A 14,267-nucleotide genomic window follows, 5' to 3' on the forward strand; every position below is an offset into this window, starting at 1 on the left:
TTCAACCGGCTCAAGCAGGGCCGCAGCGTCGCGACTCGTTACGACAAGACCGCCACGTCCTACCGGGCCACGGTCACCATCGCCGCGCTACTCCAATGGTTATGAACCTTTGAAGACACGGCCTAGGCTGGCGGCGTGGACCAGGAGATGCGCGACGGGCTGCCGCGTACCGCCGCGCTGCTGCTCGGCACCCTGGTGCTCGCCACCGCGTTCATCACCGCGTACGTCGGCGCGCTGCACCGTCCCACGCCCCGCGACGTGCCGGTCGGGGTGGTGCGCGGCGACCAGAAGGCACAGGCCGTCCTCGCCGCCGTACGCAACCAGAGCGACGCCCTCGACGCCGTCGAGTACGCCGACCCGCGGGCCGCCGACGACGGCCTGCTCACCCGCGAGGTGTACGGGGTGCTCGCCACCGGCGCCGAGGGCGGGCTGGTGCTGACCACCGCGAGCGCCGCCGCGCCGGCCGCTACCGACGTCGTCGTCCGGGTCCTCGACACCGCCGCCCGGCAGGCGGAGATGCCGCTGCGGGTCACCGACGAGGTGCCGGTGGCCGCGACCGATCCGCGTGGGCTCGTGCCGTTCTACCTGGCCGTCGGGTACGTGCTGGGGGGCTACCTCGCCGCCACCGTGCTCGGCCTGGGCAACGGCACCGCCCCGCGCAGCCTGCGCCGCGCCGGGCTGCGGATCGCCGCGCTGGCCGGCTACAGCCTGGTGCTCGGAACCGCCGGCGCGGTCGTGGTGGGACCCGTCCTGGACGTCTGGGACCACGACCTGGTCGGCGTCGCCGCGAGCGGGGCGCTGGCGGTCCTCGCGCCGGCGATGATCGCCTCGGCGGTGCAGGGCTGGCTGGGGCTGTTCGGCACCGGGCTGGTGATCCTGCTGCTGGTCGTGCTCGGCAACCCCGGCTCCGGCGGCATCTACGCCCCCGAGTTCCTGCCGACCTGGCTGCGCGGCATGCACCGCTGGAACGTGCCGGGGCTCGCCACCGACCTGCTCAAGTCCGTCGTCTACTTCGACCGCCGGTCGACCGGCTGGCCGATCGCCGGGCTCACCATCTGGACGTCGTCGGGCGTGGCGGGTGTGCTCAGCGCCACCCCCTTCCAGGCCCGCCGTCGCGCCGGCCGACGCCCCACACCCACCCCCACCAGCACAGATGCCCCCGCCGCCGGCTGAGATGTTAGGAAGGGCCCCTTCCTCTACCGCAGACGATTGCAAGGGTCCCCTCCTTCCCGGCGGGGGACGCGGATACGATCCAGGGAGTCGGACAGCGCTGTCCTTCGTACTCGCGTAAGGAGCGCATCGTGACCGACCAGCACGACCACGACGGCCCCGACGCCGCCCTGCGGGCCGACATCCGCCGCCTCGGCACCCTGCTCGGGCAGACCCTCGCCCGTCAGGAGGGCCGGCCGCTGCTCGACCTCGTCGAGGAGATCCGCGCCCAGGTGCGCACGGACGCGCCCACCGCCGCGCAGCGCCTCGCCGGCCTGGACGTCACCACCGGCACCAAGCTGGCCCGCGCCTTCTCCACCTACTTCCACCTGGCCAACATCACCGAGCAGGTGCACCGGGCCCGGGAGCTGCGGCGCCGCCGGGCGGTGCAGGGCGGCTGGCTGGACCAGGCGGCCAAGATGATCGCCGAGCGCGGGGTCCCCGCCGAGGAGATCGCCGCGGCGGCCCGGCGGCTGGCGGTACGGCCCGTCTTCACCGCCCACCCGACCGAGGCGGCCCGCCGGTCGATCCTGTCCAAGCTGCGCGCCATCGCCGACGAGCTGGACACCGAGACCGCGAACGCGATCCTCTACGGCGCCAGCGACGAGGGCCCGGCCAACCGCCGCCTCGCGGAACTGCTCGACCTGATGTGGCAGACCGACGAGCTGCGGCTGGACCGGCCGGACCCGACCGACGAGGCCCGTAACGCCATCTACTACCTGCGCGACCTCTACGCCGAGGCCGCCCCGCAGGTCCTCGACGACCTCGCCGACACGCTGCGCACCCTCGGTGTGGAGACCTCCCCGACCGCCCGGCCGTTGTCCTTCGGCACCTGGATCGGCGGCGACCGCGACGGCAACCCGTTCGTCACGCCGGCCGTGACCCGCGAGGTGCTGACCATCCAGCACGAGCACGGCATCGCGGCCACCGAGAAGGCGATGGACCACCTGATCGACGAGGTGTCGGTGTCCCGGCGGCTGCGCGGGGTGTCGCTCGACCTCTCCGCGAGCCTCGCCGCCGACCTGGACGCGCTGCCCGAGGTGGCGGCCCGGTTCCGCCGGGTCAACGCCGAGGAGCCCTACCGGCTCAAGGCCCGCTGCGTGAAGGCGAAGCTGGCCAACACCCGGCAGCGGCTGCGTCAGGGCACCGCGCACGTGCCCGGCCGGGACTACCGGGGCTCCGCCGAGCTGGTCGCCGACCTGGAGCTGCTGCGCGCCTCGCTGGCCCGCAACGCCGGCCAGCTCACCGCCGTGGGCCGGCTCGCCTCGACCATCCGTACGGTCTCCGCGTTCGGGCTGCACCTGGCGACCATGGACGTCCGGGAGCACGCCGAGGCGCACCACGCGGTGCTCGCCCAGCTCTACGCGGCCGTCGGCGAGGTCTCCGACTACCCGTCGCTGAGCCGGCAGGAGCGGACGAAGCTGCTCGCCGACGAGCTGACCGGGCGCCGGCCGCTCTCCACGGTGGACACGCCGCTGACCGAGGCGACCCGCAAGACGTTCGACGTGTTCGGCACCATCCGCGAGGCGCAGGACCGGTTCGGCAACGAGGTCATCGAGTCGTACATCGTCTCGATGACGCTCGGCGTGGACGACGTGCTCGCCGCCGTGGTGCTGGCGCGCGAGGCCGGCCTGATCGACGTGCACAGCGGCCGGTCCCGGATCGGCTTCGTGCCGCTGCTGGAGACCCCGGCCGAGCTGAACACGGGCGGCGAACTCCTCGACGAGCTGCTCTCGCTGCCGGCGTACCGGGCCCTGGTGGCGGCGCGCGGCGACGTGCAGGAGGTGATGCTGGGCTACTCCGACTCCAACAAGGAGGCCGGCATCACCACCAGCCAGTGGTCCATCCACCGGGCCCAGCGCGCGCTGCGCGACGTGGCGGCCCGGCACGGCGTACACCTGCGGCTCTTCCATGGTCGCGGCGGCACGGTGGGTCGCGGCGGCGGGCCCACGCACGAGGCCATCCTGGCCCAGCCGTACGGCACCCTGGACGGCGCGATCAAGGTCACCGAGCAGGGCGAGGTCATCTCCGACAAGTACTCGCTGCCGTCGCTGGCCCGGGAGAACCTGGAGCTGACCCTGGCCGCGGTGCTCCAGGCCACCCTGCTGCACACCGCGCCCCGGCAGCCCGCCGAGATGCTGGAACGCTGGGACGCCACCATGGAGCTGGTCTCCGACTCGGCCTTCCGGTCGTACCGGTCGCTGGTCGAGGACCCGGACCTGCCCGCGTACTTCTGGGCGTCGACGCCGACGGAGCTGCTCGGCGCGCTGAACATCGGCTCCCGGCCGGCGAAGCGGCCCAACACCGGGGCCGGGCTCTCCGGGCTGCGGGCGATCCCGTGGGTGTTCGGCTGGACCCAGACCCGGCAGATCGTGCCCGGTTGGTTCGGGGTCGGCTCCGGGCTGGCCGCGGCCCGCGAGGCGGGGCTGGACGACGTGCTGGCCGAGATGCACCGCAACTGGCACTTCTTCCGCACGTTCCTGTCGAACGTCGAGATGATGCTCACCAAGACCGACCTGAGCATCGCCCGCCGCTACGTCGAGACGCTGGTGCCGAAGAAGCTGCACCCGATCTTCCACAAGATCGAGCAGGAGTACGAGCTGACCAAGCAGGAGGTGCTGGCGGTGACCTCCTCGCCGGCCCTGCTGGAGAACTCCCCGGTGCTCCAGCGCACCCTGGCCGTCCGCGACACGTACCTGGAGCCGCTGCACCACCTCCAGGTCGCCCTGCTGCGCCAGTACCGGGAGTCCGGGGCGGCGGGCCGGGCGGTGGCCACGGCGCCGGGCGGCCGGCGTGCGCCGAGCGACGGTACGGCGCTGGAGCGGGCGTTGCTGACCACGGTCAACGGCATCGCCGCCGGCATGCGCAACACGGGCTGAGGTGTTAGGAAGGGCACCTTCCTATCGCTCTTTGCATAGGAAGGTGCCCTTCCTAACACCGTGACCGGCGGGCTCGGCCCTAGAAGTCGCCGCCGCCAAAGTCGCCGCCGCCGAAATCTCCGCCGCCGAAGTCCCCGCCGCCGCCGAAGTCACCGCCCTGCTCGCCGAATCCGGTGCCGTCGCCGAAGCCCTCCTGGTAGCCCGCCTCGTAGCCGTACCCGGGGTCGCCGAAGCCGGGCGAGAAGAGCGCGTCGGCGATCAGCACGCCGCCGAGGACACCCGCGCCGGCGCCCAGCGCGGTCTTCCACCACGGGGTGGAGTACCAGCCCGCCGGCACCGGCCGGCCCTGGTAGCGCCCGCCCGGGTAGTAGTAGGGGGTGTCGCGGCCGGGCTGCGGGCCGGCCTTGAAGGTCTGCCCCTGCACGTTGACCTGACGCTCCCGGGTGAGCTGCCCGGCGCCCTGCGCAGCGGCCAGCGGGGGCAGCTCGGGGCCGGGGTCGATGCCGAGCGCCACCCGGGCCGCCCGGGCGTAGGTCAGCCCCTCCAGCGCGGTCTCCCGGGCCAGGCGGTACTGCTCGACGCTGCGGGCCTGCTCCAGCTGGCTGCCGGCCGCGTTGTAACGCTCCCCGGCGTCGACCAGCGCCTGGCGCACGGCCGGATGGTCGCCGTGCAGGTTCATCACCTGGCCGCCGAGCCGCTCGTACCAGCGCTGGGCGTCGGCCCGCGCGTCGGCGAGGCGGCGCTCCGCCCGGGCGGCGCTCTCCCGACGCCACCAGACGGCCGCACCCACCAGCAGCACCACGAGGATGAGCAGCGGCAGATATCTCATGTCTGCGACGTTACCCAGGCCAGGCCAGCGCCACGCCTGCGATCGACGCAGCTCGGCGGCGCGGATCGGAGGCAGGGCCGAGCAGGTCCGAGCAGGCCCGGGCCAGGCCGAGCCGGGCCCAGCCGGGCGAGGGCAGAGGCGGGCCGGGCAGAGGCAGGGGCGGGCAGAGGCAGGGGCGGGCAGAGGCAGGGGCGGGCAGAGGCAGGGGCGGGCCGGACTAGTGTCGCCGGCCGAGGTTCCACACGACGGCGTGCACGTCGCCGCCGGTGGCGGCCAGCTGGCCGGCGACGAGCCCCCGGTCGTTGACGAAGCCCACCCGGCCGCCGGAGCGGCCGAGATCCAGCGGGCCGAGGTCGACGCTGCGGCCCCGCACCCAGGCCACCCCGTGCTTCGCGCCGCCGGCGACGGTCGCCTCGCCGACCACGGTGCCGGCGTCGTTGATCGCCATGGCCTGGCTGTACGAGCCGCCCAGGGTGCCCAGGTCGGTGACGACGCCGTGGTGCCACCGCACGGCGCGCAGGTCCGTCGGGGTCTGCGCGCTGCCGGCGACCTGCCCGCGCCCGTTGACGCCCACCGGGTAGCTGTCGGTGCCGCCGAGGGTGCCGAGGTCCGTGAAGACACCGTCGTACCACAGGAAGGCGTGCCAGCCGGAGCCGTCGACCCGCATGGTGCCGACCACCTGGCCCCGGTCGTTGATGCCGGTGGCCATGCTGGTCGCGCTGGCCGGCGGCGTCAGCCGGACCAGCCTGCCGTCGCGCCACAGCGCCGCCTCGGTGCTGGCCCCGTCCGCGCTGTTGGTGAAGCCGACGACGTCGCCGCGGTCGTTGATCGCCGCCGCGAGGGTGTCGCCACCACGACCGGGCAGGTCCGTGCTGATCCCGTTCCGCCAGCGGAACGCCTGGCCGTACTGGCCGCTGTCGTCGGTGTATCTCGCGCCGATCACCTCGCCGCGCTCGTTGACGCCGACGGCCGAGGACGGCCCGTGGACGGCGGAGAGGTCGGTCATGACCCCGTCGCGCCACCGGAACGGCCTGGTCCGCCCGTCGGCCAGGACGGTGGTGCCGACCACCATGCCCCGCTCGTTGACGGCGGCGCCGTGGCTGTCCGTGCCCAGCGTGCCGAGGTCGGTCGTGGTCCCGTCCCGCCAGACGAACGCGTGGATGCGGCCGTCGGCGGTCTGGCTGTCGCCGAGGACCAGCCCGGAGTCGGTGAGCCCGACGGGGACGCTCCAGTCGCCGCCCAGCGTCCCGAGGTCCTGCCAGCCGACGGCGCCGCCGGGCGGCACGGCGACCACCGCGCCCGGCGCGGCCAGGCCGGCGAGGAGAACTCCCGCCGCCGTCGCGACGAGTGTCCGTACGGGACGCAACCGACCAGCCATGCCGTCTCCCTCCGAGGCCCTGTCGTCACTCTGAGCCATGTCAGCGCCTCCTGTCTGCCCCGGAACGGCCCCACCCCGCCACGCCGCTCGGCACGATCGGCCACAACGTCCATCCGCGACAAAGGCGGCGGGTGCGACGAGAGCGGCACAGCGGCGCGCGGCGCGCCGGTCTGGCAAGCTCCGGGGGTGGACTTCTCGACGCTGGCCGTGGTGATCGTCTGCCTCGCCGCCGGGGGCGCGGCGGGCTGGTACGCCGCCCGGAACCGCTCGGCGACCGAGATCGCCCGGCTGGACGCCACGCTGCGGGCCACCCGGGAGGGCGAGGGGCGGCTCGAACAGTCCATGCGGGCGTTGAGCTACGAGGCCACCGCGCAGTCCCAGGAGGCGGTGGCCCGCGCCGTCGCACCGCTGCACGACACGCTGCGCCGCTACGAGCAGCGGGTCGCCGAGCTGGAGCACGACCGCGTCGACGCGTACGCCGAGCTGCGCGAGCAGGTCCGTGCGATGAGCACGGTCTCGGGCGAGCTGCGTACCGAGACGAAGCAGCTGGTGGCGGCCCTGCGGGCACCCCAGGTGCGGGGTCGCTGGGGCGAGCACCAGTTGCGCCGGATCGTCGAGGCGGCCGGCATGCTGGAGCACTGCGACTTCTCCGAGCAGGTCACCGCCGCCACCGACCACCAGGGGGTCCGTCCCGACCTGGTGGTCCGGCTGCACGGCGGCCGGTCGGTGGTGGTGGACGCCAAGGCGCCGTTCGACGCCTACCTGACGGCGATGGAGGCCCGCGACGAGCGGGGCCGCGACACCCACCTCGACGCGCACGCGAAGCACCTGCGCGCCCACGTCGACGCGCTGGCCGCCAAGACCTACTGGGCCGCGTTCGACAGCACGCCGGAGTTCGTGGTGCTCTTCGTGCCGGCCGACCCGTTCCTCGACGTCGCGCTGCAACGCGACCCGACGCTGCTGGAGCACGCGTTCGCCCGCAACGTGGTGCTGGCGACCCCGGCCACCCTGGTCGCGCTGCTGCGTACGGTCGCCTACTCGTGGCGGCAGGAGGCGCTGGCGCGCAACGCGGTCGCGGTGCACTCGCTGGCCCGGGAGCTCTACGGGCGACTGTCGACCCTGGGTGAGCACGTCGGCAAGCTCGGCTCGTCGCTCGGCGGCGCGGTGACCGCGTACAACCGGGCTGTGGGGTCGTTGGAGGCGCGCGTGCTGGTCAGCGCCCGCAAGCTCGCCGAGCTGGGGGTCTCCGACCAGGAGCTGGCCGCGCCGGCGCAGGTCGAGCTGGCACCCCGTCAGCCGCAGGCCCCGGAACTGCTCGGAAACGCCGAAGCCGGGGCGCCGACCGGTCGGTCGACACTGGACTGAAGGCCGATACCTATCATCGCCGATGTGACAATGGACGCCCACCCATGTCACGAAGTGGTCACAACGAACTCCACGGTAGTGACAGTGACCAGCGGCAGCGCGAAGGATTCGCCTCACGCGTGCCCTGCATCTGAGGGCCCTGTTCTCTGGAGGAAAGAGAACGTGAGCAAACCCCGAAACCTGAGCCGGCGGACCTCCGCCGCGCTCTTCGCGTCGGTCGTGGCGGCCAGCGCGGTGGCGGTGGCCGGTGGTGCCGCCACCGCGAGCGCCGCGCCGACCGCCGCACCCGACGCGTCCCAGGCCACCCCTGTGGAGGCGCTGGGCTCGCACGACGCCAAGCTCCTCGCCGAGGCGGAGGCGAAGAAGGCCCCGACCGTCACCCTGATCGTGGCCACCAAGAAGGGCGAGGCGAAGGACGTCGCCGCCGACCTCAAGAACCTGGGCGCGGCCGTCACCGAGCGGTACGACAGCATCGGCTACGTCCTGGCCAAGGTCCCCACCTCCAAGGTGGTCAAGGCGGCCACGCTGCCCGGCGTCTCCGCGGTCGACCTGGACGAGACCATCCAGCTGCCCGACCCGACGCCCGAGGTCGCCCCCTCCGGCAGGAAGGCGGCGAAGCAGGCCACGACGCTGACCGGCCCGGGGGCCGGCACCCCGGCCGCCAACCCCTACATGCCGACCAACGAGATCGGCGCGGTCGACTTCGTCGCCAAGAACCCCCAGTGGGACGGCCGTGGCGTCACGATCGGCATCATGGACTCCGGTGTGGACCTCGGTCACCCGGCGCTGCAGAAGACCACCACGGGCGAGCGGAAGATCGTCGACTGGGTGACCGCGACGGACCCGTTCGAGGACGCCACCTGGCGCCCGATGCTCACCGAGGTCACCGGTCCGACGTTCACCTCCGGTGGCGCGACCTGGAAGGCCCCGGCGGGCACCTACCGGTTCAACCGGTTCAGCGAGTCGATCACGGCCGCCAGCGACCCGGCGGGTGACGTCAACCGCGACGGCGACCGGACCGACACGTTCGGCATCCTCTACGACCCGGCCACCCACAACATCTGGGTGGACGTCAACCAGAACAACGACTTCACCGACGACGCCCTGATGCGGCCGTACAAGGAGAAGTTCGACGTCGGGCACTTCGGCACCGACAACCCGGCCACCCCGGTGGTCGAGCGGATCCCGTTCGTGGTCGAGTACCGCGAGGACGTGGACACCGCCCCCATCGGCGGTCCCGGCCTGGTGGACTACGTCAACATCGGCATCGTCGAGAGCACCCACGGCACCCACGTCGCCGGCATCACCGCCGCCAACGACATGCTCGGCAACGGCGCCTTCGACGGTGCCGCGCCCGGTGCCAAGCTGGTCTCCGCCCGGGCCTGCTCGTGGGGTGGTGGCTGCACCTACGCCGCCCTCACCACCGGCATGGCCGACCTGGTGATCAACCGCAAGGTCGACGTGGTCAACATGTCGATCGGCGGTCTGCCGGCGCTGAACGACGGCAACAACGCCCGCGCCGAGCTGTACAACAACCTGATCACCACCTACGGCGTGCAGATGTTCATCTCGGCCGGCAACTCCGGCCCGGGCCTGAACACCATCGGCGACCCGTCGGTGGCCGCCAACGTGGTCAGCGTCGCGGCGAGCATCAGCAAGGACACCTGGCTGGCCAACTACGGCTCCGCGGTGAAGACGAAGAACGCGCTGTTCAACTTCTCCTCCCGGGGCCCGCGTGAGGACGGCGGCATCAAGCCGAACATCGCCGCCCCCGGCTCGGCCATCTCCACCGCCCCGACCTGGCAGCCCGGCAACGCGGTCCCCGAGGCCGGCTACCCGCTGCCCCCGGGCTACGCGATGCTGAACGGCACCTCGATGGCCTCCCCGCAGGCCGCCGGCGCCGCCGCGCTGCTGCTGTCGGCCGCCAAGGCGACCGACAAGGGCGTCACCCCGGCCGCGCTGCGCCGGGCGATCTACAGCTCGGCCAAGCCGATCAAGGACGTCCCGACGTACGGCCAGGGCTACGGCATGTTCAACGTGCCGGGCGCGTGGAAGCTGCTGCGCAAGGGCGTGGAGACGCGCTCCTACACCTCCGAGGCCCCGGTCTGCACCGTCCTGTCCGGTCAGCTGGGCACCCCGAACCGGGGCACCGGCCTCTACAACCGTTGCGCCTCCACCGAGGGTGGGCAGCGGATCGGCCAGTCGAAGAGCTACCAGGTCAAGGTCACCCGTACCAGCGGGCCGGCCGGCACCGTGAAGCACAACGTGGGTCTGCGCGGCAACGACGGCACCTTCACGGCGCCGAAGACCGTCTCGCTCCCGCTGAACAAGACCGTCACCGTCCCGGTCACCGCCAAGCCCGCCACCGCCGGCGCGCACGGCGCGATCATGACGATCGACGACCCGGCCACCTCGGTGATCGACTTCGAGGTCTCCACCGTCGTCGTCGCCTCGAACGACGTGAAGAAGCCGAACTTCTCCTTCTCGGCCGAGGGCTCGGTCGACCGGAACGGCTTCACCTCGTACTTCGTGACGGTTCCGCCGGGCACGGGCGCCCTCCAGGTGAACCTGTCGGGCATCGCCACCGGTTCACAGACCCGGTTCATCGCGTTCAACCCGTACGGCGTCCCGGTGGAGAGCACCTCCAGCCTCGCCTGCTACACCAACTTCTCCGACGCCAACGCCTGCAAGCCGCAGGAGCGCGACTACCAGAACCCGATCGCCGGGGTCTGGGAGATCGAGGTGGAGTCCCGTCGGACCTCGCCGTCGCTGAACAACCCGTTCCAGCTCACGGCGCGGGTGCAGGGTGTCGCGGTCGAGCCGGCCGTGGTCGAGCTGCCGTCGGTCACCGCCGGTGCGGCGACCCCGGTAACCTGGTCGCTGACCAACACCTTCGGCCCGGTCGCGGTGACCGGTCAGGGCGGCCCGCTCTCCAGCGTCCACGCTGAGCGGCCCACCATCGCCGAGGGCACGTCGCAGGAGTACACCGTGGAGGTGCCGGCGGGCGCGACCCGCTTCACCGCCCGGATCGGCAACCCGGCCAGCGCCGCGGCCGACCTCGACCTCTACGTCTTCCGTGGCACCACGGAGGTCGGTCGGGCCGCCGACGGCGACTCCGAGGAGGCCGTGACCATCAACAACCCGCCGGCGGGCACCTACCGGGTGGTCGTCGAGGGTTACGCGGTGGACGGGGCCGGTGGCAGCACCGCCTACGACTACCGGGACTCGTTCTCCGCGGCGGCGCTGGGCAGCCTCTCGGCGCCCGCCACCCCGCTCAACCTGGCCCACGGCGCCACCGCCACCCTCACCGGTACGGTGACCGCCCAGTCCACCCCGGTCGCCGGTCGGGCGCTCTTCGGTGAGCTGTCCGTGGTGACCACCGAGGGCGCGGTCGTCGGCCGCGGTGCCGTCTCCATCGGCGCCGTGAACTGACCCGTCCCGCACCGGAACACCGGAGCCCGTCCCCACCCGGGGGCGGGCTCCGCCCGTTGCGGTGCCCTCCGCCGCGACGCAGGAGGCTCGGGCCCCCCGACGCGGCCACGGACGGACGCGCTCGCCCCTTCTGTCGCGACGCAGGGGGCTCCGGCCGCCCGACGCGGCCACGGGCCGACGTGCTCGCCCCTGGTGGGCAGGCGCACCCACGTGTGGCGGACGGCCGTCCGGTCAGCCCTGCGGATGGCATCGGTCAGCCCTCGCGGGGTTTACCGGTCAGCCCAGGCGGGCCGGTACCGGTCAGCCCTCGTGGGCGGTACCGGTCAGCCCCGGCGGGCGGTCTCGACCAGGAAGGGCGTGCCCTGCTGGCAGGTCGTGAGCAGGTCGCGCTGGACCCGGCCGGTGACCGTGACCTTGGCGCCCGGCTTCAGCAGGTCACGCGGGCCGCCGATCAGCAGGTAGTTGTCGAGCAGCAGGCAGTTGGGCTCCACCCCGGAGGTGACGGTCCCGGTCAGGGTGGTGCCGCCGGCCGGCGGCGTCTTCGTCGGCCCGCCGGTGGGCCTCGTGGGCGGGGGCAGGGCCGGCCCCGTCGGGTCCACCGGGTCGCCGGGGGTCGGCGGGACCGCGGGGCTGCTCGGATCAGGGCTGGGCGGGCTGGTCACCGGCTGCGCTCCCGTCGGGGTCGGGGTGGGGGTGTCGCCGGTACCGTCCTGCCCGCCGCAGGCGCTCAGCGCCACGCAGACGGCCAACGCGGAGACGGCGAGCCGAAGAGTCCTCATACCCTGGTCTGACGCAGCGGGACCGCCCACCGTTCCCGCCGGTCAGCCACGGGCCGCGGCGGCGGCCTTCATGTCCCGCTTGAGCTCCTGCGGCAGCGAGAAGGTCAACCGCTCGTTGGCGGTCACCACCTCATCGACGTCGGTGAAGCCACGCGCGGCGAGGTGGGCGAGGACCTCCTGGACGAGCTGGTCGGGAACGCTGGCGCCCGAGGTCAGGCCGACCGTACGCGCCCCCTCCAGCCACGCGTCGTCGATCTCGTGCGCGAAGTCGACGAGGTGACCGGCGCGCGCCCCGGCGTCCAGGGCGACCTCGACGAGGCGTACGGAGTTGGAGGAGTTGGCCGAACCGACGACGATCATCACGTCGCATTCGGGCGCGATCTCCTTGACCACGTGCTGCCGGTTGGAGGTGGCGTAGCAGATGTCGTCGCTGGGCGGCGACTGGAGCATCGGCAGCCGCTTCTTGAGCCGGGCCACCGTCTCCAGCGTCTCGTCGACCGAGAGGGTGGTCTGGGAGAGCCAGACGACCTTGTTCGGGTCGCGGACGGTGATCCGGTCGGCGTCCTCCGGACCGTCCACGAGCTGGATGTGCTCGGGGGCCTCGCCGGAGGTGCCGATGACCTCCTCGTGCCCCTCGTGGCCGATGAGCAGGATGTCGTAGTCCTCGGCGGCGAACCGCTTGGCCTCCTGGTGCACCTTGGTGACCAGCGGGCAGGTCGCGTCGATCGCCCGCAGCGAGCGGGTCCGGGCCTGCTCGTAGACCTCCGGGGCCACCCCGTGCGCGGAGAAGATGACGGTGGCGCCCTCCGGCACCTCCTCGTTCTCCTCCACGAAGATCGCGCCCTGGGCCTCCAGCGTCTGCACGACGTGCTTGTTGTGCACGATCTGCTTGCGTACGTAGATCGGGGCGCCGTAGAGCTTGAGTGCCTCCTCCACGGTCTGCACCGCGCGGTCCACGCCCGCGCAGTAGCCGCGGGGCTTGGCCAGGATCACGCGCTTGCCGGTCCGGGACGTCACTTCAGCCTGAGTCACCCGCCCATCGTACGTGCCGCCCCCGAGGGCGACACGGGCCGCGACCGCCACCACGGCACGATGCCGGCCACACGCCGCCGCGCCCCGGCCGAGCCGCGCGGGACTGTCCGGGGCGGGCCGTAGGGTGTGCGGGTGAGCACAGGCGAGGTGGGGCGGAGCACGTCCGAGGAGCCGTGGCCGGTCCGGGTGGTCAGCCAGAAGGTCGGCGCCTGGATCGCCCGGCTGGGCTGGGTGTGGGTGGACGGGCAGGTGGCGCAGATCAGCCGCCGGCCGGGCGCCAGCACCGTCTTCCTCACGCTGCGGGACCCGTCGGCCGACCTGAGCCTGACGGTCACCACCAACCGGGACGTCCTGGACGTCGGCGCCCCTGAGCTGCGCGAGGGCGCCCGGGTGGTGCTGCACGCCAAGCCGGAGTTCTACGCGGCCCGGGGCACGCTGAGCCTGCGCGCCGACGAGATCCGGCAGGTCGGCCTCGGCGAGCTGCTGGCCCGGCTGGAGAAGCTGAAGAAGCTGCTCGCGGCCGAAGGGCTGTTCGACCGGGCGCGCAAGCGCCGGCCGCCCTTCCTGCCCAACCGGGTGGGGTTGATCACGGGTCGCGCCTCGGCCGCCGAGCGGGACGTGCTGACCAACGCCCGCCGGCGCTGGCCGGCGGTGGAGTTCCGCACGGTCAACGTGGCCGTGCAGGGGCCGAGCGCGGTCCCGCAGATCGTCGACGCGCTCAAGGTGCTGGACGCCGACCCGACTGTCGACGTGATCGTCATCGCCCGGGGCGGGGGCGGCATCGAGGATCTGCTGCCCTTCTCCGACGAGGCGCTCTGCCGGGCCGTCTTCGCCTGCCGCACGCCGGTGGTCAGCGCGATCGGCCACGAGACCGACGCGCCGCTGGTCGACTACGTCGCCGACGTACGGGCCTCGACGCCGACCGACGCCGCCAAGCGCGTGGTTCCGGACCTCACCGAGGAGGTGCGCGTCATCCGGCAGGCCCGGCACCGCCTCGAACGCGCGGTGCGCAACCTCGTGGACCGCGAGTCGCACCGGCTCGACGGCCTGCGCTCCCGACCGGTGCTGGCCCGCCCGCAGGTGATGGTCGACCAGCGGCTCGCCGACCTGACCGGGCTGCGCCAGCGGGCGGGGCGCTGCCTGGACCACCGGCTCGCCGCCGCCGACGACGACCTGCGGCACACCCTGGCCCGGCTGCGCGCCCTCTCCCCCGCCGCCACCCTCGACCGGGGCTACGCGATCGTCCAGCGCGCCGACGGCCAGGTCCTGCGCGCCGCGTCCGAGGTCGGCAAGGGCGACCCGCTCCGGGTACGCCTCGCCGAGGGCGAGTTGGCGGCGACGGTCGACGGCTGAACGGAAGCGGA

Annotated in this window: 9 protein-coding genes; 5 read left to right on the forward strand and 4 right to left on the reverse strand. The window is 73.3% G+C overall.

What is annotated here, in order from left to right; translation table 11 throughout:
* Window positions 1–135: 135 nt before the first annotated feature.
* Together RM555_RS24810 and ppc are read left to right on the forward strand one after the other, a co-directional pair.
* Window positions 136–1,173 (forward strand): hypothetical protein, encoded by a 1,038-nt coding sequence (locus RM555_RS24810; protein WP_311413995.1) that lies wholly within the window; start codon window positions 136–138, stop codon window positions 1,171–1,173.
* Between the two features lie 128 nt (window positions 1,174–1,301).
* Window positions 1,302–4,088: a phosphoenolpyruvate carboxylase gene (gene ppc / locus RM555_RS24815; protein WP_311413996.1), complete on the forward strand. Its 2,787-nt coding sequence runs from the start codon at window positions 1,302–1,304 to the stop codon at window positions 4,086–4,088.
* Between the two features lie 79 nt (window positions 4,089–4,167).
* Here the strand turns inward: ppc and RM555_RS24820 are convergent, their stop codons facing one another.
* Complete coding sequence (locus RM555_RS24820) at window positions 4,168–4,917, reverse strand: hypothetical protein (RefSeq protein ID WP_311413997.1); 750 nt, start codon at window positions 4,915–4,917, stop codon at window positions 4,168–4,170.
* A 217-nt stretch (window positions 4,918–5,134) separates the two neighbouring features.
* Window positions 5,135–6,295 (reverse strand): hypothetical protein, encoded by a 1,161-nt coding sequence (locus tag RM555_RS24825; RefSeq protein WP_311413998.1) that lies wholly within the window; start codon window positions 6,293–6,295, stop codon window positions 5,135–5,137.
* Between the two features lie 186 nt (window positions 6,296–6,481).
* Here RM555_RS24825 and RM555_RS24830 point away from each other — a divergent pair, with 186 nt between their 5' ends.
* Both RM555_RS24830 and RM555_RS24835 read left to right on the forward strand, forming a co-directional pair.
* Window positions 6,482–7,660 (forward strand): DNA recombination protein RmuC, encoded by a 1,179-nt coding sequence (locus RM555_RS24830; protein ID WP_311413999.1) that lies wholly within the window; start codon window positions 6,482–6,484, stop codon window positions 7,658–7,660.
* A 162-nt stretch (window positions 7,661–7,822) separates the two neighbouring features.
* Window positions 7,823–11,092, forward strand: a complete 3,270-nt coding sequence (locus tag RM555_RS24835; protein WP_311414000.1) for a S8 family serine peptidase — start codon at window positions 7,823–7,825, stop codon at window positions 11,090–11,092.
* Window positions 11,093–11,415: 323 nt separating this feature from the next.
* On the opposite strand, the gene RM555_RS24840 is transcribed toward RM555_RS24835, so the two are convergent.
* Entirely contained in the window at window positions 11,416–11,871 is a 456-nt protein-coding gene (locus RM555_RS24840; protein WP_311414001.1) for a hypothetical protein, read from the reverse strand.
* A gap of 42 nt (window positions 11,872–11,913) precedes the next feature.
* Window positions 11,914–12,903 carry a 4-hydroxy-3-methylbut-2-enyl diphosphate reductase gene (locus RM555_RS24845; protein WP_132233380.1) on the reverse strand — a complete coding sequence of 330 codons (990 nt, stop codon included), beginning with the start codon at window positions 12,901–12,903 and terminating at the stop codon, window positions 11,914–11,916.
* A gap of 186 nt (window positions 12,904–13,089) precedes the next feature.
* Here RM555_RS24845 and xseA point away from each other — a divergent pair, with 186 nt between their 5' ends.
* Window positions 13,090–14,256, forward strand: a complete 1,167-nt coding sequence (gene xseA / locus RM555_RS24850) for an exodeoxyribonuclease VII large subunit (RefSeq protein ID WP_311414055.1) — start codon at window positions 13,090–13,092, stop codon at window positions 14,254–14,256.
* Window positions 14,257–14,267: the final 11 nt, after the last annotated feature.

The organism is Micromonospora reichwaldensis, assembly GCF_031845925.1.
GTDB classification, from domain to species: Bacteria; Actinomycetota; Actinomycetes; order Mycobacteriales; family Micromonosporaceae; genus Micromonospora; species Micromonospora reichwaldensis.